Here is a 25,364-nt window from a genome sequence, read left to right as displayed (position 1 = left end):
CTCCCACATTTGGATCTGTGTGCATCAATCGATCGAGGTGGTTCACCACCTCTGTAACGATCAAAGATTTGCGGAGTACGTCATGGCCATCGCCGTTCCCCTGAACGAGGGCACCAGCCCCACCTTGAAGCAGAAGCTCAAGCGCGCCGAGCGGGTCAACCGCTGGAAGGCTCAAGCGCTGATTGCGCCGCTGGTGCTGTTTCTGTTGCTGGTGTTTCTGGTGCCGATCGTGGCGCTGCTCTACAAAAGCGTCGGCAACCCCGAAGTGGTCGGCGGCATGCCGCGCACCGTGGCGGCCATCGCCAGTTGGGACGGCCGTGGCCTGCCCGCTGAACCGGTCTACAAGGCTGCCGGCGAAGACCTCGCCGAAGCGCGCAAAAACCAGACGCTGGGCGATCTGTCCAAGCGCTTGAACATGGAGTTGGCCGGCTATCGCAGCCTGTTGACCAAAACCGCCCGGGCGCTGCCCTTCGCCAGCGAACCGGCCTCCTATAAAGAAGCACTGGAAGGCCTCGACGAGCGTTGGGGCGACCCGGCCTACTGGCAAGCGGTCAAACGCAACACCAGCAGCATCACGCCTTACTACTTGCTGGCGGCTGTGGATCATCGCATCGACGACCTCGGCGAAATCGCCCCGGCCACTCCGGATCAGGCGATCTACCTCGACATCTTCGCCCGCACCTTCTGGATGGGTCTGGTCATCACCGTGATCTGCCTGCTGCTGGCTTATCCGCTGGCGTACCTGCTGGCCAATCTGCCGTCGCGGCAAAGCAACCTACTGATGATCCTCGTGCTGCTGCCGTTCTGGACATCGATTCTGGTGCGCGTCGCCGCGTGGATCGTATTGCTGCAATCGGGCGGTCTGATCAACAGTGGGCTGATGGCCATGGGCATCATCGATAAACCGCTGGAACTGGTGTTCAACCGCACCGGCGTGTACATCTCGATGGTGCACATTCTGCTGCCGTTCATGATCCTGCCGATCTACAGCGTTATGAAAGGCATCTCGCCGACCTACATGCGCGCGGCGATTTCCCTCGGCTGCCACCCGTTCGCCAGTTTCTGGCGGGTGTACTTCCCGCAGACCTACGCCGGTGTTGGCGCCGGTTGCCTGTTGGTGTTCATCCTCGCTATCGGCTACTACATCACCCCGGCGCTGCTCGGCAGCCCGAACGATCAAATGGTCAGCTACTTCGTCGCTTTCTACACCAACACCAGCATCAACTGGGGCATGGCCACCGCGCTGGGCGGGCTGTTGCTGCTGGCGACCGTGGTGCTTTATCTGATTTACAGCTGGCTGGTCGGCGCCAGTCGCCTGCGCCTGAGCTAAGGGGAATTCGAAATGCTGAGTCCTTACATGTCGCCCATTGAACGGGTGTGGTTCTACAGCCTGCGGATCCTCTGCGGCCTGATTCTGTTGTTCCTGATTCTGCCGGTGCTGGTGATTATTCCGCTGTCATTTAACTCGGGGAGTTTTCTGGTCTATCCGCTGCAGGGTTTCTCGCTGCAGTGGTACCACGACTTCTTCGCCTCGGCGGAATGGATGCGGGCACTGAAGAACAGCATCATTGTTGCCCCAGCGGCGACGGTGCTGGCGATGATATTCGGTACGCTGGCGGCGATTGGTCTGACTCGCGGTGACTTCCCCGGCAAAGCGCTGGTGATGGCGCTGGTGATTTCGCCGATGGTGGTGCCGGTGGTGATCATCGGCGTGGCGAGTTATCTGTTCTTCGCGCCGTTGGGTTTGGGCAACAGCTTTTTCTCGCTGATTGTGGTGCATGCGGTGTTGGGTGTGCCGTTTGTGATCATCACCGTGTCGGCGACATTGCAGGGGTTTAACCACAACCTGGTGCGGGCGGCGGCGAGTCTCGGTGCATCGCCACTGACGGCGTTCCGCCGGGTGACCTTGCCGCTGATTGCGCCGGGGGTGATTTCCGGGGCGTTGTTTGCGTTTGCGACTTCGTTTGATGAGGTGGTGGTGACGTTGTTTCTTGCCGGGCCTGAGCAGGCGACGTTGCCACGGCAGATGTTCAGCGGGATTCGCGAGAACCTGAGTCCGACGATTGCCGCTGCTGCCACGTTGCTGATCGCCTTCTCCGTCATTTTGCTGCTGACCCTGGAATGGCTGCGCGGGCGTAGCGAAAAACTGCGTACGGCTCAGGTTTAAGGGCCAGATCAAAAGCTTACCCCCTCACCCCAGCCCTCTCCCCCAAGGGGGGCGAGGGGGAAAGGGAGCAGATATTCGTGCTTTTCAAGGCTGGAGCTCGACTCGGTATTTCAGGTCGATGTACTTCGAGAGTACAACTCGGTCAGTCCCCTCTCCCTCCGGGAGAGGGCTAGGGTGAGGGGCTCTTGATCTTCTAACCGATCAACCATTCACCACCTGAATAGCAGACAACCCCAAATCCCCAGCTAATCTTGTGCCCAGCTCCCACATCTATAAGAGGCTGCGTACGATGAGTCTGTCCCAGTTCAAAATCGCTCACAAACTGATCACCGGCGCCGCCGCCATCGAACAACTGGCCGCTGAGCTCACGCGCCTGGACATCGACAATCCACTGATCGTCACCGACGCCGCGCTGGTCAAATCCGGCACCGTCGAGCTGGCGCTGGTGCAACTCGGTGGGCGCGACTACGAGATTTTCGACCGCGTGCTGCCCGATCCGGAAATCGCCATCGTCGAAGACTGCATGCGCGTGTACCGCGAAGGCGGGCATGACGGCTTGATCGGTCTTGGTGGCGGCAGTGCCATCGACATCGCCAAAAGCGTCGCCGCCTACGCCGGTTACCACGGCGCGCTGGAAGATCTGTTCGGCGTCGATCAGGTGCCACGCAAAGGCCCGCCGCTGATCGCCATCCCGACCACCGCCGGCACTGGCTCTGAAGTGACCAATGTTGCGATCCTCTCGGACAAAGTCGCGCAGTTGAAGAAAGGCATCGTCAGCGACTTTCTATTACCGGACGTGGCGCTGGTCAGCCCGCAGATGACCCTGACCTGTCCGCGCAGCGTCACCGCCGCCAGTGGTGTCGACGCGTTGGTGCACGCCATCGAATCCTATCTGTCGGTGAATGCCTCGCCGATCACCGATTCGCTGGCCATCGGCGCCATCAAGCTGATCGCCAAAGCGTTGCCCAAGGCCTATGCCAACGGCGCCAACCTGCAGGCTCGCGAAGACATGGCCACCGCCAGCCTGATGGCCGGCATGGCGTTCGGCAATGCCGGGGTCGGCGCGGTGCATGCGCTGGCCTATCCACTGGGCGGGCGTTTCAATATTGCCCATGGCGTGAGCAATGCCTTGCTGCTGCCGTATGTCATGACCTGGAACAAGATGGCCTGCGTCGAACGCATGCAGGATATTGCCGAAGCCATGGGGGTGAAGACTGCTCATCTGAGTGCAGCCGAGGCGGCGGACAAAGCCGTGCAGGCGATGACCGATCTGTGCGCGGCCGTGGAAATCCCGGCCGGGCTGCGTAGTTTCGGCGTGCCGGAAGAGGCGATCCCGGCGATGGCCGTGGAAGCTGCGGGCATTGAGCGGCTGATGCGCAATAACCCGCGCAAACTCAGTGCTGTCGATATCGAGAAGATCTACCGCGCGGCGTATTGAGTCAGCGCTGGTCATCCGTCATGGCATAACCCAATCATCGCGGTCACGGTGCGCGCTTGGAAACTTGAGGTATACAATGCGCGCCATCGTGATTTAGCTCAGAAAAGGTGCGTCATGCAGCCCTTCGTAATTGCTCCGTCGATTCTCTCCGCCGACTTCGCCCGCCTCGGCGAGGAAGTAGACAACGTTCTCGCCGCTGGCGCCGACTTCGTCCACTTCGACGTCATGGACAACCACTACGTGCCAAACCTGACCATCGGTCCGATGGTCTGCGCGGCATTGCGCAAGTATGGCGTTACCGCGCCGATCGACGCGCACCTGATGGTCAGCCCGGTGGATCGCATTGTCGGCGACTTCATCGAAGCTGGCGCCACCTACATCACCTTCCACCCGGAAGCCACGCTGCACGTCGATCGCTCGCTGCAGCTGATCCGTGAAGGTGGCTGCAAATCCGGTCTGGTGTTCAACCCGGCGACCCCGCTGGACGTGCTCAAGTATGTGATCGACAAGGTCGACATGGTCTTGCTGATGAGCGTCAACCCGGGCTTCGGCGGGCAGAAATTCATTCCTGGCACCCTCGATAAACTGCGCGAAGCGAGGGCGATCATCGATGCCTCGGGCCGTGACATCCGCCTGGAAATCGATGGCGGCGTCAACGTCAACAACATCCGCGAAATCGCCGCTGCTGGCGCTGACACCTTTGTTGCCGGCTCGGCAATCTTCAATGCGCCGAACTATCAGGAAGTCATCGACAAGATGCGTTCCGAACTGGCGCTGGCTCGCCCATGAGCGGGTTTGAGCAGCTGTTCCCGGGGAAACTGCCACGGCTGGTGATGTTCGATCTGGATGGCACACTGATCGACTCGGTTCCGGACCTGGCAGCCGCGGTGGACACCATGCTGCTCTCTCTCGGCCGGCAACCGGCGGGCATCGATTCGGTGCGCGAGTGGGTTGGCAACGGCGCGCCAGTACTGGTGCGCCGTGCGTTGGCCGGTGGTATCGATCATTCGGCGGTGGATGACGTCGAAGCCGAGCACGCGCTGGAAGTATTCATGGACGCCTACGGCGCCAGCCATGAGCTGACCGTGGTCTATCCCGGCGTGCGCGACACTCTCAAGTGGCTGCACAAGCAAGGCGTGGCCATGGCGCTGATTACCAACAAACCGGAGCGCTTCGTCGCGCCGCTGCTGGATCAGATGAAGATCGGTCGCTACTTCAAGTGGATCATCGGTGGCGATACCCTGCCGCAGAAAAAGCCTGATCCGGCCGCGCTGTTTTTCGTGATGAAAATGGCCAACATCCCGGCCTCGCAATCGTTGTTCGTCGGCGACTCGCGCAGCGACGTGCTGGCGGCGAAAGCGGCGGGGGTCAAATGCGTGGCGCTGAGTTATGGCTACAACCACGGCAGGCCGATCGCCGAGGAATCCCCGGCGCTGGTGATCGACGATCTGCGCAAGCTAATTCCCGGTTGCCTCGGTTCGGCCGCTGAGATAACGTTGCCCGACGCTGCTCAATCCCATTCTGGAAACGCCATCGTGGTGGTCACTCGCAAACTCTGGATGAAAGTCATCAAGGCCCTGGCCCGCTGGCGTTGGCGCGCCTGACTTGTTCCTGGCCGGCCTGCCGGCGCGTTTGCATACCTGACTGATTTGCCCCTCACACCACGAGGCACCTTATGATCCGCGAAGAATTCCTGCGCTTGGCCGCTGACGGCTACAACCGCATTCCGTTGGCCTGCGAAACCCTGGCCGACTTCGACACCCCGCTGTCGATCTACCTGAAACTGGCCGACCAGCCCAACTCCTACCTGCTCGAATCGGTACAGGGCGGCGAGAAATGGGGCCGTTACTCGATCATCGGTCTGCCGTGCCGCACTGTGTTGCGGGTTCATGACCATCACGTCAGCATCACCGTTGATGGCGTCGAGACCGAAAGCCACGACGTTGAAGATCCGCTGGCCTTCGTCGAAACCTTCAAGGCGCGTTACAACGTGCCGACCATCGCCGGTCTGCCGCGTTTCAACGGTGGTCTGGTCGGTTACTTCGGTTACGACTGCGTGCGTTATGTCGAAAAGCGCCTGGGCAAGTGCCCGAACCCGGATCCACTGGGTGTACCGGATATTCTGCTGATGGTTTCCGACGCCGTCGTGGTGTTCGACAACCTCGCCGGCAAGATGCACGCGATCGTGCTGGCCGACCCTGCGCAGGCCGATGCTTTCGAACAAGGTCAGGCGCAGTTGCAGGCATTGCTGGAGAAACTGCGTCAGCCGATAACCCCGCGTCGTGGCCTGGATTTCAGCAAGCAACAAGCGGCTGATCCGGTGTTCCGTTCGAGTTTCACCCAGAACGATTACGAAAAAGCCGTCGACACCATCAAGGAATACATCCTTGCCGGCGACTGCATGCAGGTCGTGCCGTCGCAGCGCATGTCGATCGACTTCAAGGCTGCGCCGATCGATCTGTACCGCGCTTTGCGTTGCTTCAACCCGACGCCGTACATGTACTTTTTCAACTTCGGCGACTTCCACGTCGTTGGCAGTTCGCCGGAAGTGCTGGTGCGGGTCGAAGACAACCTGATCACCGTGCGCCCGATTGCCGGCACGCGCCCACGTGGCGCCACGGAAGAAGCGGATGTGGCGCTGGAAGAGGACTTGCTGTCAGACGACAAGGAGATCGCCGAACACTTGATGCTGATCGATCTGGGGCGTAACGACACTGGCCGGGTTTCGGAAATCGGCTCGGTGAAGCTCACCGAGAAGATGGTCATCGAGCGCTATTCCAACGTGATGCACATCGTCTCCAACGTCACCGGCCAGTTGAAAGCCGGGCTGACGGCAATGGACGCGCTGCGAGCGATTCTGCCGGCGGGCACCTTGTCGGGCGCGCCGAAGATTCGCGCGATGGAAATCATCGACGAACTGGAGCCGGTCAAGCGTGGCGTCTACGGTGGGGCGGTGGGTTACTTCGCCTGGAACGGCAACATGGACACCGCGATTGCGATTCGTACGGCGGTGATCAAGAACGGCGAACTGCACGTGCAGGCCGGCGGCGGCATCGTTGCCGACTCGGTGCCGGCACTGGAATGGGAAGAAACTCTGAACAAGCGCCGCGCGATGTTCCGCGCCGTGGCCCTGGCCGAGCAAACCCCGGAAGCCTGAGCCAACACAAAACCTTGTGGGAGCGAGCCTGCTCGCGAAGGCGTTGTGTCAGGAAACATTAAAGGCGACTGACACACCCTCTTCGCGAGCAGGCTCGCTCCCACCGTGGGCTTTGTGTTCGGCAATAAAAAGCGGCGCCTGTGAAGGCGCCGCTTTTTTATGCGTGGGATTTAGAAGTCGAGCACAACCCCGACATTAACGCCCTGCTGGGTAAAATCATCATCCTTGCGCAAGGAATAACCGCCGCGCAGCGCCAGATCCGCCGTGAGTTTGTGGCTGACGCCCAGGCTCAAACGGTTCAAATGACTCTGCGGCGTGTAGCCCTCAAGTTTGAAGTCGTTGGCCGGCAAGGTGTTGAGTGCGATGTTGACCTTCTGCACGTCGTCTTCGTACTCACGCTCGTGAGCGTACTCGCCGAATACCTGGGTTTGCGGGGTGATGTTGTACTTGCCCTGCAAGCCCAGCCCCAGGCGTTTCGAGTCACGAGTCTGATCATCGAAGGTCAGCGCCGTGGCGCGGTTGCTTTTCTCTGAGTAGCCGTCGACATCGACGCTGGCGTAGTCGGCGCTGACGAATGGCGACAGATGCCACTCGCTGCCCGGCTGGGCAATGTCGTAACCGACGCGGGCGCTGAAGGCCCAGAGGCTACCGTCGGTGTCGCCTTTTTCAGCACCTTCGCTGACGCCCAGATCAAATTTGCGCTTGAGGTTGTCGTAGTCGAGCTTGCCGCCGGTCAACGCTGCGTCAGCCCACCAGCGATTTTGCTGATATTGGGCAAATGCCGTGGCCATGTAGCTGTTGAGTTTGTAGTCGGAGTCGTTATGCCCAGCCTCCAGATTCTGCCGGTAGAAACCGCCTGCCACACCGACGCGCCAAGCTTCATTCAAGCGGTAGCTGCCGCCGACGTTGAGGTTGTAACCGCTGCCATCGGCGCTGGCGCCGCTGCTTTGGCTGTCGACATCAAGATGTTGGCCGCCTGCCGAAACAATGGCGCGCCATTGACCTACCGCTTGCCAGTTCTCCCAGTCCGCCTGCCATTGATTGCGCAGCTCATCCTGATGCGCACGCACGGTGGCGTGGGCCATTTCCGGTAGCAGCGTCAGCTCCCACGGCGCGGCGAGTAGGGAATAGGCGTAATCGGAGATCAGCTTTTGCCCGGCCTCGGTCGGGTGCACGCCGTCGTTGTAGATCAGCTTGCTCGGATCGGGTGTCGCGCTGTTGATGCCGTAACGGGCGTTTTCGGTGCAGCTATTGCCACTGAAGCAGGTCGCAGTGAGGTTCTGATCGGTTGCGAGGCCAAAACGTCCTGGATCGGCAAACACTTCCGACAACAGGACCGGAATGTTCAGCGGAATGATTTCAGCGTTGATGCCTTGCAGGCGAGTGACCAACTGGCTGTTGAACTGCGTGGCGAGCTGGCTGCTGAAGGCTTGCAGCGGTGTACCGTTGATGGCCGGGGTCAGGCCAACGTCAGGCAACAGCCAGACCATCACGTACTTGGCGCCGGCGGTTTGCAGGGTCTGCACGCTGTCGGCCAGTCGATCGGCGGCGGCGTTGGCTTGCGGCAGGCTGAGAATGCGACCTTGCAGGAAGTCGTTACCGCCGCCGGAAATGTAATACAGCGCATTCGGGTCGGCGCGGAAGCCGTTCGATGGCAGGTAACCGGCGCGGGTGCGTTCGCCGGTTGCGGATTGCGTGGTGATCGAGTCGAGGATCTGGTCGGTGCGATAACCGCCGACCGCCCAGTTGTTACCGTCCGGCTGGCCGTTTTCGGCGCGCACGGCGGAGCTGGAGGAGGCTGTCTGGTCTGGCGAAAAGCCAAGGCGTCCGCCGAGCAACTGCGTGGAATTCAATGAATACAGTTCACCGCTGCCATCCTGATACACCGGCCCGGTCCGGTTGGTGTAACGCTCGGTGGAGCCGGCCGGTCCGCCAGTGTCGGTGAAGGTTCCGGCGTCATTCAGACTGTCGCCGAAAACTATGAAATTCGAATAGGGATTGGGTGCAGCATTGGCCTGAGCACAAGCCAGTGCAAGCAGGCAGCCAGCCAGCGGTACAAACAACGTCTGTTTGATCATGAGCAAGTCCGTTTATTTATTATTGTGGGTGAACGAAACGACAGTACCAAAAACTCCCGGCGTTTTGCCATCGGTCGCGAATCCTCCCCCGGTTTTATCTGCCGCAGCCCCGGCCATATTGCACGCTCCGCCCAGCTAAGTTACTGTGCCGAAACGTATGAACGAGACCTTCCCCGTGTTGATCACCAGCAAACTTCTGGATCAAGTCATCAAGGCACACGCCCGCTGGCGTTGGCGCGCCTGAATCTTTTCTGCCGGCCCTGCCGGATCTGTATCGCTTTGCCTTCCTTGCCTGTTTGAAATGCCGCTGTGCCGACGCATCTTTCTGCGTCCGACATCGTGCAGCGCCCTGCGGGCAAGTGATCTGAAGGCTGTTTTCAAATCAGAATTCAAGAGGTTCGACACGCCATGTTGCTGATGATCGACAACTACGACTCCTTTACTTACAACGTTGTGCAATACCTCGGCGAGCTGGGTGCCGAAGTCAAAGTGGTGCGCAACGACGAGCTGACCATCGCCGAAATCGAAGCACTCAAGCCTGAGCGCATCGTGGTTTCCCCCGGCCCGTGCACGCCAACCGAAGCCGGCATCTCCATCGAAGCGATCAAGCACTTTGCCGGCAAGCTGCCGATCCTCGGCGTCTGCCTCGGCCACCAGTCCATCGGTCAGGCCTTTGGCGGCGACGTAGTGCGTGCGCGGCAGGTGATGCACGGTAAGACTAGTCCGGTATTCCACGAGGACAAGGGTGTTTTCCAAGGCCTCAATCATCCGCTGACCGTCACCCGTTACCACTCGCTGATCGTCAAGCATGCGACGTTGCCCGATTGCCTGGAGCTGACCGCATGGACGCAACACGATGACGGCAGCGTCGACGAAATCATGGGCCTGCGTCACAAGACCCTGAACATTGAGGGCGTACAGTTTCACCCCGAGTCGATCCTGACCGAGCAGGGCCATGAGCTGTTTGCCAACTTCCTCAAACAAACCGGCGGCACGCGCTAAGGACTTCCCATGAATATCAAGACAGCCCTGAGCCGTATCGTCGATCACCTCGACCTCAGCACCGATGAAATGCGCGACGTGATGCGCGAAATCATGACTGGCCAATGCAGCGACGCGCAGATCGGCGCGTTCATGATGGCCATGCGCATGAAGAGCGAGAGCATCGACGAAATCGTCGGCGCCGTGTCGGTGATGCGTGAGCTGGCCGATCAGGTAGAACTGAAGACCCTCGACGGCGTGGTCGATGTGGTCGGCACCGGCGGTGACGGCGCGAATATCTTCAACGTATCCACCGCCTCTTCGTTTGTCGTAGCGGCAGCCGGTTGCACCGTGGCCAAGCACGGCAACCGCGCGGTATCGGGCAAGAGCGGCAGCGCCGACTTGCTGGAAGCCGCCGGCATCTATCTGAACCTGACGCCGGTGCAAGTCGCGCGTTGCATCGACAACGTCGGCATCGGTTTCATGTTTGCCCAGACTCACCACAAAGCCATGAAGTACGCCGCCGGCCCGCGCCGCGATCTCGGCCTGCGTACGCTGTTCAACATGCTCGGCCCGCTTACGAATCCGGCCGGTGTGAAACATCAGGTGGTGGGCGTGTTCACTCAGGCATTGTGCCGGCCATTGGCCGAAGTCTTGCAGCGCCTGGGCAGCAAGCATGTACTGGTGGTGCATTCGAAGGACGGCCTGGACGAGTTCAGTCTTGCCGCGCCGACTTTTGTTGCCGAGTTGAAGAACAACGAAATCACCGAGTATTGGGTCGAGCCGGAAGATCTCGGCATGAAGAGCCAGAGTCTGCACGGTCTGTCGGTCGAAGGCCCGGAGGCGTCGCTGGCGCTGATCCGCGATGCCCTCGGCAAGCGCAAGACCGAAAACGGCCAGAAAGCCGCCGAAATGATTGTGCTCAACGCCGGTGCGGCGCTGTATGCCGCTGACGTGGCGAGTAGTTTGAAACAGGGTGTGGAGCTTGCGCACGACGCCCTGCACACCGGCCTCGCTCGAGAAAAACTCGAGGAGCTGGGTGCCTTTACCGCGGTATTCAAAGTGGAGAATGAGGGATGAGTGTACCGACGGTTCTGGAAAACATTCTGGCCCGCAAGGTTCAGGAAGTCGCCGAGCGTAGCGCCCGTGTGAGCCTGAGTGAGCTGGAAAGTCTGGCCAAGGCGGCCGATGCACCCCGTGGTTTTGCCCAAGCGTTGCTGGCGCAAGCCAAGAAGAAGCAGCCTGCAGTCATTGCCGAAATCAAAAAGGCCTCGCCGAGCAAAGGTGTAATCCGCGAGAACTTCATTCCGGCCGACATCGCCAAAAGCTACGAGAAGGGCGGGGCGACCTGTCTGTCCGTGCTGACCGACATCGATTACTTCCAGGGCGCCGATGCTTATCTGCAACAGGCCCGGGCCGCGTGCAAACTGCCGGTGATTCGCAAGGACTTCATGATCGATCCTTACCAGATCGTCGAAGCCCGCGCGCTGGGTGCTGACTGTGTGCTGCTGATCGTCTCCGCACTGGATGACGTGAAAATGGCCGAGCTGGCCGCTGTCGCCAAAGGCGTCGGTCTCGATGTGTTGGTCGAAGTGCACGACGGCGATGAGCTGGAACGTGCATTGAAAACCCTCGACACGCCGCTGGTCGGGGTCAACAACCGTAACCTGCACACCTTCGACGTCAGCCTGGAAACCACCCTCGACCTGCTGCCGCGCATTCCGCGCGATCGCCTGGTGATTACCGAGAGCGGTATTCTCAATCGTGCCGATGTCGAGTTGATGGAAATCAGCGAAGTGTATTCGTTCCTGGTGGGTGAAGCGTTCATGCGCGCCGAGAATCCTGGCACTGAATTGCAGCGTCTGTTCTTCCCGGAGCGCGGGACTTCCATCAGCGGTTCGACCCTCGACTGATTCGCTCTAGACCGAGTCGAGACCATCGCGAGCAGGCTCACTCCCACAGGGGAAATGCATTCCAATGTGGTAGCGAGCTTGCTCGCGAAGGGGCCATCGAAACCGCTAAAGATTTCCATGTTGCCGGAGCCTGTTATGTCGCTGCCAACCTCCCTGACCATCGACGCCGGTCTGCAAGCCGAACAAGACTTGCTGGCCTCGGTCTGCGCCGGTGATGCAGAATTCGGCCTTCTATTCTGGCAACCCAGCGATCGTGCGTTGGTCATGCCTCGCCGCCTCAATCGCCTCGCCACGTTCGACCACGCCTGCGAAGTCTCAGCCGCCGCTGGCTGGCCCGTCCTGCTACGCGAAACCGGTGGCGAACCCGTCCCGCAATCAGCGGCGACGATCAACATCGCCCTGGTCTATGCGCCACCACGCAGCGAAGGCGACCTGAACCGCATCGAAACCGGCTACCACCGTCTCTGCGATCCGATCTGTCAGTTGCTGGAGGAGTTGGGCGGCACGTCATCACTTGGCGAAATCGACGGTGCATTCTGCGACGGTCGCTTCAACGTCAATCTGGACGGTCGCAAAATGGTCGGCACGGCCCAGCGCTGGCGCCAGAGTCAGGGCGGGCAACGTCCGGTGGGCCTGGTGCACGGTGCGATGCTGATGGATAACGAGCGCGACTCGATGGTCGCGGCGGTCAATCGTTTCAATGAAGCGTGCGGCCTGGAGCAGCGGGTGCGGGCGGAGAGCCACATTGGCCTGCATGAAAAGTTCAACGCGCCCGGGGCTTTGGCGCGTCTCGATGAACTGTTTCGTTTGATGCTGGCGCAGATCTACAACGCCTGACTTTCGGGCTTAGCGCGTACCGAAGACCACCATGGTCTTGCCTTTCACATCGACTAGGTTGCGTTCCTCAAGATCCTTGAGCACGCGACCGACCATCTCCCGCGAACAACCGACAATCCGGCCGATTTCCTGACGGGTCACCTTGATCTGCATGCCGTCCGGGTGGGTCATCGCATCCGGTTGTTTGCACAGTTCCAGCAGGCAACGCGCCACTCGGCCGGTTACATCGAAGAACGCCAGATCGCCGACCTTGCGCGTGGTGTTGCGCAGACGTTGTGCGATTTGTCCGCTGAGTACGTAAAGAATGTCCGGATCCTGCTGCGACAATTCGCGGAACTTGGCGTAGCTGATTTCCGCTGTTTCGCATTCGACCTTGGCCCGCACCCAGGCGCTGCGTTGCTGTTCCTGTCCCGCTTGCTCGAACAGGCCCAGTTCGCCAAAGAAATCCCCGGCGTTGAGGTAAGCGATGATCATCTCCCGACCGTCGTCATCCTCGATCAGGATCGTCACAGAACCCTTGATGATGAAGTACAGCGTGTCCGAGCGATCGCCCGCACAGATGATGTTGCTCTTGGCCGCATGGCGACGGCGCTGGCAATGCATCAACAGCTTGTCGAGATTCTTGATTTTGGATGTGGGGGTAATAGCAACCATGGTTGTATCCCGAAAAGACTGCACGGTGATGTTTGATTTTTTATGAGGCGCTGAAGGCGGTCGCTACACGGGCTGGCATGGGCGCCAGCGAATTGGCGCCAGCTTAACAGACACTTCGTCGCAAATTCGAGAAATTACCTACAGCGCGGAGGCATCGTGTCCTAGGAACGTTGCTCGCTGTCCGGGCAAAGCCCTGTGCTAAGCTGGCGACCCTTTTTTTTACAGTGGAGTCTGGGCGATGAAGGCACGCATCCAATGGGCTGGCGAAGCCATGTTCCTCGGCGAATCCGGTAGCGGTCATGTCGTGGTGATGGACGGTCCGCCGGACGCCGGTGGTCGTAATCTGGGTGTTCGTCCGATGGAAATGCTTCTGCTGGGTGTCGGCGGTTGCAGCAACTTCGACGTGGTCAGCATCCTGAAGAAATCCCGTCAGGCCGTTGAAAGCTGCGAGGCCTTTCTCGACGCCGAGCGCGCGACCGAAGATCCGAAGGTGTTCACCAAGATCCACATGCATTTCGTGGTCAAGGGCCGTGGCTTGAAAGAAGCTCAGGTCAAGCGCGCCATTGAACTGTCCGCCGAGAAATACTGCTCCGCTTCGATCATGCTTGGCGCGGCAGGCGTGGCGATCACCCACGACTACGAAATCGTCGAACTCGGTTGAACCGACATTCAACTATCATAAACGCAGTGCAGACTCTGACGATCACTCGTTGAGGTCTGCATAATGCGCCACTTTTTTCAGGGCAGTGATCGGTCAGCCGACGGATCAGCCGCTTGAACAGATAACCAAAATCGCCATAGCGAAGAGGTGTTAACCGTCCTACGCAGGTGCGTCGTTCGCACTTGACGGGCATGCTTGATCACGCGGCCGGGCCGCATACATAGAGAGTTTTTAACGGTGAAAAGCAAACTCAAGCTCCACGGGTTCAATAACCTGACAAAGACCTTGAGCTTCAACATCTATGACATCTGCTACGCGCAAACCCCGCAAGACCAGCAGGCTTACGTCGAGTACATCAATCAAGAGTACAACGCGAAACGCCTGACGCAGATTCTCACAGAAGTTGTCGAGATCATTGGTGCCAACATCCTGAACATTGCCAGTCAGGACTATGAACCCCAGGGCGCCAGCGTCACGATTCTGATTTCTGAAGAGCCGGTAACTCCGACTGAAAGCCAGATCGAAGAGTCGCCGGGTCCGTTGCCCGAAATTATCCTGGCCCACCTCGACAAGAGTCACATTACGGTGCACACCTACCCGGAAATCCATCCGGACGACGGTATTGCAACTTTCCGTGTGGACATCGATGTGTCGACTTGTGGTGTCATTTCACCGCTCAAAGCGCTCAATTTCCTCATTCACCAGTTCGATTCGGACATCGTGACTGTAGATTACCGTGTGCGCGGCTTCACCCGTGACGTTGAAGGCAACAAGCACTTCATCGACCACGAGATCAATTCGATCCAGAACTACCTCTCTGAAGACACCCGCGACGCGTACCAGATGACTGACGTGAACGTGTACCAGGAAAACCTGTTCCACACCAAAATGCTGCTGAAGAACTTCGAACTGGACAACTACCTGTTCGGCGACGCCACCAGCAATCTGTCCTCCGAGCAGCGCGTTCAGGTGACCGACCGTGTGAAACACGAAATGCTCGAAATCTTCTACGCACGCAACATGCCGACCTAAGATTCCCGGGTACAAAAAAGGCGACTGTTTCAGGACAGTCGCCTTTTTTATTGCTGGAACAAAGCACCCTGTGGGGGCGAGCCTGCTCGCGATTCAGCACCTACACAGATCTCAGATTCGATAAGTGCTCTTGGTCATCACCTTGGCCAGAATACTCATCCCGAACTTCACCGGCGCCGGAAACCGAAAACCCCCAGCCTCCAGCGCACTTTCCGCATGATGTTCTTCATCTATGCGCATCTGCTCCAGAATTGCCCGGGACTTTTCGTCCTCGGCCGGCAATTGCTCCAGGTGTTCATTCAAGTGCTTGCACACCTGATGCTCGGTCGCCGCGACGAATCCAAGGCTGACCTTGTCGCTGATCAACCCGGCCACTGCGCCGATCCCGAACGACATCCCGTAAAACAGTGGATTCAAAACGCTGGTATGGCTGCCCAACTGATGAATACGCTGTTCGCACCAGACCAGATGATCAATCTCTTCTTCGGCGGCGTGCTCCATGGCCTCGCGCACCTGAGGCAGCTTGGCGGTCAACGCCTGCCCCTGATACAGCGCTTGGGCGCAGACTTCACCGGTATGGTTGATACGCATCAGGCCGGCGACGTGGCGGGTGTCTTCGTCGCTCATCTGCGTGTCCGGCTGCAAAATCGCCGGCGACGGACGGTACGGCTGGCCACTGAAGGGCAGCAGAGTACGCATTGCAGCATCGGCTTGCAGCAGAAGACGGTCAATCGGCGAGTAGTGACGTTGGGTAGTCATGCTGACCTCCGGGAAAAATCTCGGCGGCCAGTTTAACCGAATCGGCCGGGGAAGGTTTGCGTTGGGTCATTTGCTGCGCGGTCATGCTTTTTTGTGGGAGTGAGCTTGCTCGCGAAAGCGGAGTGTCAGGCAATGGAGGTTTTGAATCTGCCGACGCCTTCGCGAGCAAGCTCGCTCCCACAGTTTTTGTCGTGAATCAGCCCGGTGGCCAGTTCATCTGACGCTGACCGAGTACGTGCATATGAATGTGATAGACGGTCTGCCCACCTTTTTCATTGCAGTTCATCACCACGCGGAAACCTTCTTCGCAACCCAGTTCCAGTGCCAGACGCTGCGCAGTGAACAGGATGTGCCCGGCCAATGCCTTGTCATCTTCGGTCAGGTCATTGAGGGTGCGCACCGGTTTTTTCGGGATCACCAGGAAATGCACCGGTGCCTGAGGGGCGATGTCATGGAAGGCCAGAACCTGGTCGTCTTCGTAAATGATCTTGGCCGGGATTTCCCGGTTGATGATCTTGGTGAACAGAGTATCCACTGCTGTTTTCTCCGCTGTTTGGGCTGAATCGAGTGTACCGCGTTGAATCCGGTTTCTTCAGCGCGGGCAGTAAGCTTTATTGACCATACCGACGATGGTGCGATTGAGCCAGCGCGAGCCCAGTCGCGGCAAGAACGCGAACCAGCGGTTGCGTCGTCCGGGAATGATGATTGCGCGGTTCTTGTCGAGGGCGCGTACGGTGTACAGCGCAACTTCCTCTGGGCTCATCATTAACTTGCTGTCTTTGAGTTTGTCGCTGTTCAACTGCGCCGTGCGGAAAAATGCCGTGCGTGTCGGGCCGGGGCAGAGTACCGAGACCTTCACCGCACTTTGTTTCAGTTCAACCCGCAAGGCTTCGGAGAAGTGCAGCACATACGCCTTGCTGGCGTAGTAAGTGCTCATCCATGGGCCGGGATTGAAGGCGGCCACCGAGGCGACATTGAGAATCTGCCCGCCACCCTGCAGCGCCATGCTGTTGCCGATGGCGTGGCAGAGACGGGTGAGGGCAAGGATGTTCACTTCGATCAGATCCTGCTCGGTCATCCAGTCCTGTGCGAGAAACGGGCCGCAGGTGCCGATGCCGGCGCAATTGACCAGCAAGTCGATCTGTCGGTCACCTTCTTCCAGTTCCAGCAGGAAGCCGGACAGACGCAATGGCTCGCCCAGATCGCAGGCGCGGAACAGTACCTCGACGCCAAAACGCTGGGTCAATTCGATCGCAATGCTTTCGAGCTGATCACGCTGTCGGGCCACCAGAATCAGGCTGCGGCCACGCCGGGCCAGAGCTTCGGCCATGGCCAGGCCGATGCCGCTGGAGGCGCCGGTGATCAGTGCGTAACGGGTCATGCAATTCTCCATCGCAACAGCTCCGCGCCGGCGACGCGGGTGTCACGGCGGGGAGCGCTGTTCATTCTTTCGCAGAGTCTACAGGGGCCTGCGCCGCTTCGGCTGCCTCGTCGGCGGAATCCGCAGGCGTTTCGACCTCTACTTCGACTTCGTCAGTGGTCACCGAGCCACTTTCGTAGCTGCTTTCCAGATTGCTTTCATATTCCTGCTGGATGGCTGAGATGCCGCCGAGCATTCCACCGACAAAAATCAGTGCGAAGAACACGATCCACAGGGAGCACAGCACTTTCACGGCGGTGCTGTTTGGCGGCGGGGGAGGGCCGTAGCGATTGGCGCCGGTGTTGCCCGGTACGACCATGATCACCAGCGGGAAGAAGCTGCCCACGAACGGTACCAGGTTCAGCAGCCAGAGCCAGCCGGACCAGCCAATGTCGTGCAGACGCTGGACGCTGAACAGAATGCTGACAATCAGGAAGGCGATAAACAGGAAGAACGCGAAAATTCCGCCGATGATCAGGCCGGTGGTGGAGTCGCCGCTGACCAGACCCAGAGCCAGCAGGGCGAACACGCCGACAATGGGCAGGGTCACCAGACTCAGGACCATCGTCCATGCCAGAAAACGCAGGCGACCTATGCGGCCTTCGACGCTGAACGGCTTGAGCGTGGCGAACGCCGGAAGATTTTCCCCCACATTGGCGCGAGGCGGTGCATACGGGGAGTCCGGTTCTGCCACCACAGTGGAGTGTTCCTGGACGTCCGATAGATTCAGTTCGATTGCCGTCTCTGCTTCAATGCGTGCATCAATCCCGGTTTTGCTCAGAGCTTGTAGATAAGCCTGTGCATCGTTGTGGGACAGGTCGCGTTTGAGTGCTACGGCGCGGCCATTGAACAGGCGTTCGATGGCGGCCACTTCACTTTTGAAAAGATCAGCCAGATTGAGCTTGGCGGTAGTGATATCGACACCGGGCTGCAAAGCACCGTCGAATACGATCTTGTAACGGGGTTCGCTCATGGCCGAGGCATCCTTGTCGCGAATGGTTTGAAAGGTCGTCAGTGTAAGGCCAGTCTTGAGTCGACTGGCCCGGTTTTATTCGCGCGGCCAGCGTTTTGGCAATTGTGCTGCGTGTTCCTGGGCTTTCCGGTATTCAGCGTCCAGCCGTGCGATCAATTGATCTACGCTCGGTAGGTCATCGATCTGTCCGACGCCTTGTCCGGCCGACCACACAGTCTTCCAGGCTTTGGCTTCATCATTGATTGGCTTGAGCTTGTCACCGAAATTCACTTCGCCTTTGCCTTGCAGAGCGGCCATGTCGTAACCGGCCGCTTCCAGGCTCTGCCGCATAAAGCTCGCCGGCACTCCCGAGACCGCTGGAGTATGGATGATGTCGGACGCCTTGGCTGTCAGCAGCATCTCCTTGTAGGCGTCGGGCGCATGACTTTCCGTGGTGCCGATAAATCGCGTACCGAAGTAGGCCAGATCCGCGCCGAGCAGCTGTGCGGCGAGAATCTCATGCCCGTGGTTAAGACATCCTGCAAGCAGAAGGGTTTTATCGAAGAACTGACGGATCTCGGCAATCAGCGCAAACGGACTCCAGGTCCCGGCATGCCCCCCGGCGCCGGCCGCCACGGCGATCAAACCGTCGACACCCGCCTCGGCCGCTTTCTCGGCATGTCGGCGAGTGGTGACGTCATGGAAGACCAGGCCGCCATAACTGTGTACCGCGTCGACCAACTCCTTCACCGCGCCGAGGCTGGTGATGACGATCGGTACTTTGTGTTCGACGCAGATGTTCAGGTCTGCCTGCAAGCGCGGGTTGCTGTTGTGCACGATCAGGTTCACCGCGTACGGCGCCGGGTTGTCCAGTGTCGCCAGGCCCGCTTCGATCTGTTCCAGCCAGGCTTTGAATCCGCTGCTTTCGCGTTGGTTCAGCGCAGGAAAACTGCCGACCACGCCATTACGGCAGCAGGCGAGCACCAGCTCAGGGTTGGAAATCAGAAACATCGGCGCCGCCACTACAGGCAGACGCAGACGTTGTTCGAGCAAAGCGGGCAGCGACATTATGAACACCCCAAGGATCTGTACTTGTTGAAGTTAGAACGGCTTGACCACGACCAGAATTACGATAGCCAGCAATATCAGAACCGGCACTTCATTGAACCAGCGATAAAAGACATGGCTGCGGGTGTTTTCGCCACGGGCAAAACGTTTTACCTGCGCGCCGCACATGTGGTGGTAGCCGATCAGCAAGACGACCAGGGTCAGTTTGGCGTGAATCCAGCCGCCCATGCTGAAGATGCTCGGGTTGAGGTAAATCAGCCAGCCGCCGAAGATCAGCGTCGCAATCATCGCCGGACCCATGATGCCGCGATACAGCTTGCGCTCCATGACACTGAAGCGCTCTTTGCTGATCGTGTCTTCGCTTTGCGCGTGATACACGAACAGACGCGGCAAGTAGAACAGCCCGGCAAACCAGCAAACGATGCTGACAATGTGAAAAGCTTTGATCCATAGATAGAGCATTTTTAGTTATTCCAGGTTCACGGTAAGCCGGATAGTAGAGGCTTGAGCGTCCGCACGTCACCTTGACGGTTGTCGCAGGGCCGCGCGGCCCCTATTATCGACGGCTTTCCAGTGGGTTCTTTGAGGGCAGGTTATGGTCAAGGTCGGTATCGTCGGCGGCACGGGTTACACCGGTGTCGAACTGCTGCGTCTGTTGGCGCAGCATCCGCAGGCAGAAGTGGTAGTGATCACTTCCCGATCCGAGGCCGGTCTGGCCGTGGCTGACATGTACCCGAACCTGCGCGGACACTACGACGGCCTGGCCTTCAGCGTCCCAGACATCAAGACCCTCGGCGCTTGCGACGTAGTGTTCTTCGCTACACCGCACGGTGTGGCTCACGCATTGGCCGGTGAATTGCTCGCGGCGGGCACCAAGGTCATCGACCTGTCGGCAGACTTCCGTCTACAAGACGCTGAAGAGTGGGCCAAGTGGTACGGTCAGCCGCACGGCGCACCGGAGTTGCTGGATGAAGCGGTTTACGGTCTGCCGGAAGTCAATCGCGAGCAAATCAAGAAGGCTCGCCTGATCGCGGTACCGGGTTGCTACCCAACCGCTACGCAGCTGGGTTTCCTGCCATTGCTCGAGGCTGGTCTGGCGGATACTTCGCGCTTGATCGCCGACTGCAAATCCGGCGTCAGCGGTGCCGGTCGCGGTGCGGCTGTCGGCTCGCTGTACTCCGAAACGTCAGAAAGCATGAAGGCCTATGCGGTGAAAGGTCACCGTCACCTGCCGGAAATTCGCCAGGGCCTGCGTCGCGCAGCGGGCAAGGATGTCGGTCTGACATTCGTTCCGCACCTGACTCCGATGATCCGTGGCATTCACTCGACGCTCTACGCGACCGTGGTTGATCGCTCAGTGGATCTGCAGGCGCTGTTTGAAAAGCGCTATGCCAACGAACCGTTCGTCGATGTAATGCCGGCCGGCAGCCATCCGGAAACCCGTAGCGTGCGCGGTGCCAACGTGTGCCGTATCGCCGTTCATCGTCCGCAGGATGGCGATCTGGTGGTGGTGCTGTCGGTGATCGACAACCTGGTCAAAGGTGCGTCGGGTCAAGCGGTGCAGAACATGAACATCCTGTTCGGGCTGGACGAGCGTTTCGGTCTGTCCCACGCCGGTATGCTGCCGTAACACTTTAAGCAGCACAGCGAAAAGGCCCGTTCAGCGGGCCTTTTTGCATTCTGAACAGCTCGTCGGGTTTATTGATATACCGTAACAATAGTTGACCGATTTTCTCGGACAAGCGGATAATGCGCGTCATCACGCATTATGGCGGCGTAACGCCGGGAGATAGTCAGCATGAGCGTCGAATCCTTCACCCCCACGGCTTTGCAATTCACCCACGGTGCCGCGCACAAGGTGAAGAGCCTGGTCGATGAAGAGGGGAATGATCGCTTGAAGCTGCGCGTATTCGTTACGGGCGGCGGTTGTTCAGGGTTTCAATACGGTTTCACCTTCGATGAAGATGTGGCCGAGGACGACACCATCGTCGAGCGCGAAGGCGTGAGTCTGGTGGTGGATCCGATGAGCTTCCAGTATCTGGCCGGTGCTGAAGTGGACTACCAGGAAGGTCTGGAAGGTTCGCGTTTCGTGATCAAGAACCCGAACGCCACCACGACGTGTGGTTGCGGGTCTTCGTTCTCGATCTGATCGCTCCTCGCTCCAGATAACAAAACGCCGCAGAGCCTCACGGTTCTGCGGCGTTTTGCTGTGCTTAATCTTTAAGCAGGGTAGATAGCGCCAAGTATCCGCAGCCCGCGTGCGCCGGTGACGCTTGGGCGGTTGGCGGCGATGCCTTCTAGGCAGCAATGGGCCAGCCAGGCGAAGGCCATGGCTTCGACCCAGTCCGGGTCAACGCCGTGAGTGGCAGTGCTGGCGACTTTGGTGGTCGGCAGCAGCTCGGCCAGACGCTTCATCAGCGTGGCGTTGTGCGCGCCGCCGCCGCAGACCAACAGTTCCTGAGTATCGGTTTGAGCGTTTTGCAAAGATTCAATGATCGTCAACGCGGTCAGCTCAAGCAGCGTCGCTTGCACGTTCTCGGCAGCAAAGGTTGGCAGGTGCGAGAGATGTTGTTCCAGCCAGGGCAGGTTGAACACTTCTCGGCCGGTACTTTTCGGCCCCTTGGTGACGAAGAACGGATCGCTGAGGAGTGCGTTTAGCAGTGTCGGCTCGACTGAACCTGTTTTAGCCCAGTCGCCATTGCGATCATAGTTTTCGCCGCGCTGCTGGTGAATCCAGGCGTCCATCAGCACATTCCCGGGGCCGCAGTCGAAACCGGCTACAGGTTTGGTCGGCTCAATCAGACTCAGATTGCTGAAGCCGCCGACATTCAAGACGGCCTGGTTACCGGTACGCTCTTCAAATAACGCTTCATGAAATGCAGGTACCAGCGGAGCGCCTTGGCCTCCGGCCGCCACATCGCGACTGCGGAAATCGCTGACTACGGTGATACCGGTCAGTTCGGTCAGCAGAGCGGGGTTGCCGATCTGCACGGTGAAACCGCGTGCAGGCTCATGGCGAATGGTCTGGCCGTGGCTGCCTATCGCCCGAATGTCTTGCGGTTTGAGTCGCTGCTGATCGAGGAGGGTATGAATGCCCTGCGCCGCGAGTGTCACCCAGTTCTGCTGGGCAATTGCCGAGCGGGCGATTTCGTCAGGACCGCTGGCGCACAAGCCAAGCAGCTCGGCGCGCAGGGATTCAGGCATGGGGATGTAGTGGGTGGCGACCAGTTTGATCGCCGAAGTCTGTTCGATCAGGGCAATGTCCAGACCGTCGAGGCTGGTTCCGGACATCACGCCGATATACAGGGCCATGACTTAGCGCTTGCTCGAAGCCAGCATGGTGGCTTTCTCTTGATCCATGCGCGCCATCAGCGGCTGGCTCTGTGCAAGGAAGCGAGCGCGTTCGGCTTTGGCAATTGGATCAGCCATTGGCAGCTTCTGTCCCAGCGGATCGACGTGAACGCCGTTGACCTGGAACTCATAGTGCAAGTGCGGGCCGGTCGAGAGGCCGGTGGTGCCGATGTAGCCGATGACTTGGCCTTGCTTAACGGAGCCGCCAGTCTTCACGCCTTTGGCGAAGCCTTGCATGTGGCCGTACAGCGTGCGGTAGGTGTTGCCATGCTGGATGATCACCGTGTTGCCGTAGCCACCACGACGTCCGGCCAGCAACACTTTACCGTCACCGGCAGCCTTGATTGGCGTGCCGCGCGGCGCAGCGTAATCAACACCTTTGTGGGCGCGAATCTTGTTGAGGATCGGGTGCTTGCGGCCCATTGAGAACTTCGAACTGATGCGGGCGAAATCCACCGGAGTACGGATGAACGCCTTGCGCATGCTGTTGCCGTCAGCGGTGTAGTAGCTGCTGTTGCCTTGCTTGTTGGTGTAACGCACGGCGGTGTAGGTCTTGCCGCGGTTAGTAAAGCGAGCGGACAGGATAGGTCCGGTGCCGACGGCTTTGCCGTTGACCACTTTCTGCTCGTAGATCACATCGAATTCGTCACCCTGGCGGATGTCTTGAGCGAAATCGACGTCGTAGCCAAAGACGCTGGCCATATCCATGGTCAGACTATGGGAGAGACCGGCACGGGCTGCTGATTGTGAGAGCGAGCTATTGATTACGCCATGGACGTAAGCAGTTCGAACGGTTGGTTTTGCGGTAACCCGGTTGAAGGCATAACCCTTGTCATTCTTGGTCAGGGTAATGGTTTCGACGTCACTGACCTTGCTGTGCAAACTGGTCAGTTGGCCGTCAGGGGTCAATTCGAATTCGAGCTTCTGGCCATGCTTGAGTTGGCTGAACTGTTTGGCTTGTTTGTCGCTGGCCAGGACTTCGTGAACGGAGGCGGCAGGCAGGCCGACCTTTTCGAACAGGGTCGACAGGGTATCGCCCTTGGCAACAATGACCTCGCGATGGCCAGGCGCTTTTGGCTTTTCGGCGGCTGGCGCAGGTGCAGCCTCTGCGGTTTGCGGGGTGTTTTCGCTACTGTTTTCGATTTGAGCAAATGGCGAAGCTACGGGCTCATTTGTGGCTTGAGCTGCGTCAGCGGCGTCTTGATCTTGTGTCAGCTGTTCAGCAGGACTTTCCAGTTCAAGGCTCAGGGTCGTCTTTTTGGCTTCAACATCACTGGAAGGGAATACCAGGAGTGCCAGGCTGAGAAGGGCGGCGATTCCACTTGCGGCGAGCAGGTGGGTCTTCGGGTAAAGCGGAGGTGCTTTAGACGGTTCTGTGGTCATAAGTAATTTTGACTTTGAAAAAAGATGAATTGGAAAAGATGAATGACATGATGAAGATGAAATAACTGTATAAAATATAACCAAATCATCTCTGAAGCAAGTCTGCAGACGCCGCGTTTGTGGATTGGTGTCCGTGCGCCGGGCAAAACTTGTAATTGGTGCACGATCTTGTATGGTTGGTTCCCTTTGAATCTGAGCCTTGCGGGTCTGTTATGAAGTCGGTTGAAGAGCAGCTAGCGCTGATTAAACGTGGTGCGGAAGAACTATTGGTCGAGTCCGAGCTGATCGAGAAGCTCAAGCGCGGCCAACCGCTGCGTATCAAGGCTGGTTTCGATCCGACCGCTCCTGATCTGCATTTGGGTCACACAGTGCTTATTAATAAGCTGCGCCAGTTCCAGGAGCTGGGGCATCAGGTTATCTTCCTTATAGGTGACTTCACCGGAATGATCGGTGATCCGAGCGGCAAGAGTGCTACGCGTCCTCCGTTGACTCGCGAGCAGGTTCTGGAAAACGCCGAGACTTACAAGACGCAGGTGTTCAAGATTCTTGATCCGGCGAAAACCGAAGTTGCGTTCAACTCCACCTGGATGGACCAGATGGGGCCGGCGGACTTCATCCGCCTGACCTCTCAGTACACCGTGGCGCGCATGCTTGAGCGTGACGACTTCGATAAGCGCTACACCACCAATCAGCCAATCGCTATTCACGAGTTCCTCTATCCGCTGGTGCAGGGATACGATTCGGTTGCGCTTCGGGCGGATGTCGAGCTGGGTGGTACCGATCAGAAGTTCAACTTGCTGATGGGGCGTGAGTTGCAGCGTGGTTATGGTCAAGAGGCTCAATGCATTTTGACCATGCCGCTGCTCGAAGGTCTGGATGGCGTGAAGAAGATGTCCAAATCCTTGGGCAACTACGTCGGTATCCAGGAAGCGCCGGGCGTCATGTATAGCAAGCTGGTTTCGATTCCGGATGCATTGATGTGGCGTTACTTCGAGCTTCTCAGCTTTCGCTCGATGGATGAGATCAATGCACTGCGCGCTGATGTTGAGGCGGGTGCTAATCCGCGCGATGTCAAAATCAAACTGGCTGAAGAGATCGTTGCGCGCTTCCATGGCGAAGAGGCTGCTGCCAATGCCCATCGTGCGGCGGGTAACCGTATGAAAGATGGCGAGTTGCCGGATGATCTGCCAGAGATCGAGTTGGCCTCTACTGAGGATATGCCGATCGCTGCTGTCCTTAATAAGGCAGGGTTGGTGAAGAACTCGGCGGCAGCGCGTGATCTGTTGGCGTCTGGTGGTGTGCGCATCGATGGTGCAGTCGTTGATCGCTCCTTTATATATGTACTGGGCGCGACCCACGTTTGTCAGGCTGGCAAGAAGGCGTTTGCGCGTATCACACTGAAATCTGAGTGATTTCTGAAAATAAGTGTTGACGGCGAATTTCAGATGTCTATAATTCGCCCCACTTCCGGCGCAGTCGAAACGGAAAACTCCTTGAGATTCAATGAGTTATG

The 25,364-nt window shown here is 58.7% G+C and carries 25 protein-coding genes; 15 read left to right on the top strand and 10 right to left on the bottom strand.

Features of this window, described 5'->3' with window-relative positions:
• The first annotated feature begins 82 nt into the window (after nucleotides 1-82).
• The 6 genes from BMY54_RS28505 to trpE all read left to right on the top strand — a co-directional run bounded on the left by BMY54_RS28505 (nucleotide 83) and on the right by trpE (nucleotide 6,762).
• Nucleotides 83-1,330 carry an ABC transporter permease gene (locus tag BMY54_RS28505; protein WP_093441896.1) on the top strand — a complete coding sequence of 416 codons (1,248 nt, stop codon included), beginning with the start codon at nucleotides 83-85 and terminating at the stop codon, nucleotides 1,328-1,330.
• Between the two features lie 12 nt (nucleotides 1,331-1,342).
• Nucleotides 1,343-2,167: an ABC transporter permease gene (locus BMY54_RS28500; RefSeq protein ID WP_008084123.1), complete on the top strand. Its 825-nt coding sequence runs from the start codon at nucleotides 1,343-1,345 to the stop codon at nucleotides 2,165-2,167.
• Between the two features lie 289 nt (nucleotides 2,168-2,456).
• Nucleotides 2,457-3,605, top strand: coding sequence for an iron-containing alcohol dehydrogenase (locus BMY54_RS28495; protein WP_093441891.1), 1,149 nt, complete (start codon nucleotides 2,457-2,459; stop codon nucleotides 3,603-3,605).
• 114 nt (nucleotides 3,606-3,719) lie between these two features.
• Nucleotides 3,720-4,394, top strand: coding sequence for a ribulose-phosphate 3-epimerase (gene rpe, locus BMY54_RS28490; protein ID WP_007918813.1), 675 nt, complete (start codon nucleotides 3,720-3,722; stop codon nucleotides 4,392-4,394).
• Entirely contained in the window at nucleotides 4,391-5,209 is an 819-nt protein-coding gene (locus tag BMY54_RS28485) for a phosphoglycolate phosphatase (protein ID WP_034155098.1), read from the top strand. The genes rpe and BMY54_RS28485 overlap by 4 nt, the downstream gene beginning before the upstream one ends.
• A gap of 71 nt (nucleotides 5,210-5,280) precedes the next feature.
• Nucleotides 5,281-6,762 carry an anthranilate synthase component I gene (gene trpE, locus BMY54_RS28480; RefSeq protein ID WP_093441886.1) on the top strand — a complete coding sequence of 494 codons (1,482 nt, stop codon included), beginning with the start codon at nucleotides 5,281-5,283 and terminating at the stop codon, nucleotides 6,760-6,762.
• A gap of 170 nt (nucleotides 6,763-6,932) precedes the next feature.
• Here trpE and estP read toward each other — a convergent pair whose 3' ends face one another.
• Nucleotides 6,933-8,840: an esterase EstP gene (gene estP / locus BMY54_RS28475; RefSeq protein WP_093441882.1), complete on the bottom strand. Its 1,908-nt coding sequence runs from the start codon at nucleotides 8,838-8,840 to the stop codon at nucleotides 6,933-6,935.
• A gap of 408 nt (nucleotides 8,841-9,248) precedes the next feature.
• Here estP and BMY54_RS28470 point away from each other — a divergent pair, with 408 nt between their 5' ends.
• The 4 genes from BMY54_RS28470 (at nucleotide 9,249) to BMY54_RS28455 (ending at nucleotide 12,571) form a co-directional block, all read left to right on the top strand.
• Nucleotides 9,249-9,842 carry an aminodeoxychorismate/anthranilate synthase component II gene (locus BMY54_RS28470; protein WP_093441878.1) on the top strand — a complete coding sequence of 198 codons (594 nt, stop codon included), beginning with the start codon at nucleotides 9,249-9,251 and terminating at the stop codon, nucleotides 9,840-9,842.
• Nucleotides 9,843-9,851: 9 nt separating this feature from the next.
• Nucleotides 9,852-10,901 carry an anthranilate phosphoribosyltransferase gene (gene trpD, locus BMY54_RS28465; protein ID WP_093441874.1) on the top strand — a complete coding sequence of 350 codons (1,050 nt, stop codon included), beginning with the start codon at nucleotides 9,852-9,854 and terminating at the stop codon, nucleotides 10,899-10,901.
• Complete coding sequence (trpC, locus tag BMY54_RS28460; RefSeq protein WP_093441870.1) at nucleotides 10,898-11,734, top strand: indole-3-glycerol phosphate synthase TrpC; 837 nt, start codon at nucleotides 10,898-10,900, stop codon at nucleotides 11,732-11,734. Before trpD ends, trpC begins: the two co-directional genes overlap by 4 nt.
• A gap of 135 nt (nucleotides 11,735-11,869) precedes the next feature.
• Nucleotides 11,870-12,571 carry a lipoate--protein ligase family protein gene (locus BMY54_RS28455; RefSeq protein WP_093441866.1) on the top strand — a complete coding sequence of 234 codons (702 nt, stop codon included), beginning with the start codon at nucleotides 11,870-11,872 and terminating at the stop codon, nucleotides 12,569-12,571.
• Nucleotides 12,572-12,580: 9 nt separating this feature from the next.
• On the opposite strand, the gene crp is transcribed toward BMY54_RS28455, so the two are convergent.
• Entirely contained in the window at nucleotides 12,581-13,225 is a 645-nt protein-coding gene (crp, locus tag BMY54_RS28450; protein WP_093441863.1) for a cAMP-activated global transcriptional regulator CRP, read from the bottom strand.
• 238 nt (nucleotides 13,226-13,463) lie between these two features.
• Between crp and BMY54_RS28445 the strand changes: the two genes are divergently transcribed.
• Together BMY54_RS28445 and speD are read left to right on the top strand one after the other, a co-directional pair.
• Nucleotides 13,464-13,886, top strand: a complete 423-nt coding sequence (locus BMY54_RS28445; protein ID WP_016772921.1) for an OsmC family protein — start codon at nucleotides 13,464-13,466, stop codon at nucleotides 13,884-13,886.
• A 237-nt stretch (nucleotides 13,887-14,123) separates the two neighbouring features.
• Nucleotides 14,124-14,918: an adenosylmethionine decarboxylase gene (gene speD, locus BMY54_RS28440; RefSeq protein WP_093441859.1), complete on the top strand. Its 795-nt coding sequence runs from the start codon at nucleotides 14,124-14,126 to the stop codon at nucleotides 14,916-14,918.
• A gap of 111 nt (nucleotides 14,919-15,029) precedes the next feature.
• Here speD and coq7 read toward each other — a convergent pair whose 3' ends face one another.
• The 6 genes from coq7 to hemJ all read right to left on the bottom strand — a co-directional run bounded on the left by coq7 (nucleotide 15,030) and on the right by hemJ (nucleotide 19,579).
• Nucleotides 15,030-15,677 carry a 2-polyprenyl-3-methyl-6-methoxy-1,4-benzoquinone monooxygenase gene (gene coq7 / locus BMY54_RS28435; RefSeq protein WP_008077993.1) on the bottom strand — a complete coding sequence of 216 codons (648 nt, stop codon included), beginning with the start codon at nucleotides 15,675-15,677 and terminating at the stop codon, nucleotides 15,030-15,032.
• A 196-nt stretch (nucleotides 15,678-15,873) separates the two neighbouring features.
• Entirely contained in the window at nucleotides 15,874-16,212 is a 339-nt protein-coding gene (locus BMY54_RS28430) for a histidine triad nucleotide-binding protein (protein WP_003228789.1), read from the bottom strand.
• Nucleotides 16,213-16,269: 57 nt separating this feature from the next.
• Nucleotides 16,270-17,058, bottom strand: coding sequence for an SDR family NAD(P)-dependent oxidoreductase (locus BMY54_RS28425; protein ID WP_093441854.1), 789 nt, complete (start codon nucleotides 17,056-17,058; stop codon nucleotides 16,270-16,272).
• Nucleotides 17,059-17,119: 61 nt separating this feature from the next.
• Nucleotides 17,120-18,070 carry a DUF805 domain-containing protein gene (locus BMY54_RS28420; RefSeq protein ID WP_093441849.1) on the bottom strand — a complete coding sequence of 317 codons (951 nt, stop codon included), beginning with the start codon at nucleotides 18,068-18,070 and terminating at the stop codon, nucleotides 17,120-17,122.
• 75 nt (nucleotides 18,071-18,145) lie between these two features.
• Nucleotides 18,146-19,117, bottom strand: coding sequence for an NAD(P)H-dependent flavin oxidoreductase (locus BMY54_RS28415; RefSeq protein WP_093441844.1), 972 nt, complete (start codon nucleotides 19,115-19,117; stop codon nucleotides 18,146-18,148).
• A 33-nt stretch (nucleotides 19,118-19,150) separates the two neighbouring features.
• Nucleotides 19,151-19,579 (bottom strand): protoporphyrinogen oxidase HemJ, encoded by a 429-nt coding sequence (hemJ, locus tag BMY54_RS28410; protein WP_034155111.1) that lies wholly within the window; start codon nucleotides 19,577-19,579, stop codon nucleotides 19,151-19,153.
• A 133-nt stretch (nucleotides 19,580-19,712) separates the two neighbouring features.
• On the opposite strand from hemJ, the gene argC reads away from it, so the two are divergent.
• Nucleotides 19,713-20,747 (top strand): N-acetyl-gamma-glutamyl-phosphate reductase, encoded by a 1,035-nt coding sequence (argC, locus tag BMY54_RS28405; RefSeq protein ID WP_034155112.1) that lies wholly within the window; start codon nucleotides 19,713-19,715, stop codon nucleotides 20,745-20,747.
• Nucleotides 20,748-20,915: 168 nt separating this feature from the next.
• A complete protein-coding gene (erpA, locus tag BMY54_RS28400) occupies nucleotides 20,916-21,266 on the top strand; it encodes an iron-sulfur cluster insertion protein ErpA (protein WP_008077999.1) in 351 nt (116 codons plus the stop codon).
• Between the two features lie 71 nt (nucleotides 21,267-21,337).
• On the opposite strand, the gene BMY54_RS28395 is transcribed toward erpA, so the two are convergent.
• Together BMY54_RS28395 and BMY54_RS28390 are read right to left on the bottom strand one after the other, a co-directional pair.
• Nucleotides 21,338-22,429 carry an anhydro-N-acetylmuramic acid kinase gene (locus BMY54_RS28395; protein WP_093441839.1) on the bottom strand — a complete coding sequence of 364 codons (1,092 nt, stop codon included), beginning with the start codon at nucleotides 22,427-22,429 and terminating at the stop codon, nucleotides 21,338-21,340.
• Nucleotides 22,430-22,432: 3 nt separating this feature from the next.
• Complete coding sequence (locus tag BMY54_RS28390; RefSeq protein ID WP_093441835.1) at nucleotides 22,433-23,851, bottom strand: peptidoglycan DD-metalloendopeptidase family protein; 1,419 nt, start codon at nucleotides 23,849-23,851, stop codon at nucleotides 22,433-22,435.
• A 212-nt stretch (nucleotides 23,852-24,063) separates the two neighbouring features.
• On the opposite strand from BMY54_RS28390, the gene tyrS reads away from it, so the two are divergent.
• On the top strand, nucleotides 24,064-25,263 hold the full coding sequence (gene tyrS, locus BMY54_RS28385; protein WP_093441830.1) for a tyrosine--tRNA ligase: 1,200 nt from the start codon (nucleotides 24,064-24,066) through the stop codon (nucleotides 25,261-25,263).
• The last annotated feature ends 101 nt before the right edge of the window (nucleotides 25,264-25,364 follow it).

The sequence above is a fragment of the Pseudomonas sp. ok266 genome, assembly GCF_900110195.1.
Classification (GTDB): Bacteria; Pseudomonadota; Gammaproteobacteria; order Pseudomonadales; family Pseudomonadaceae; genus Aquipseudomonas; species Aquipseudomonas neuropathica.
Note: the sequence above shows the minus strand (reverse complement) of the source record. Positions and strands in the feature narration are given on the sequence as shown.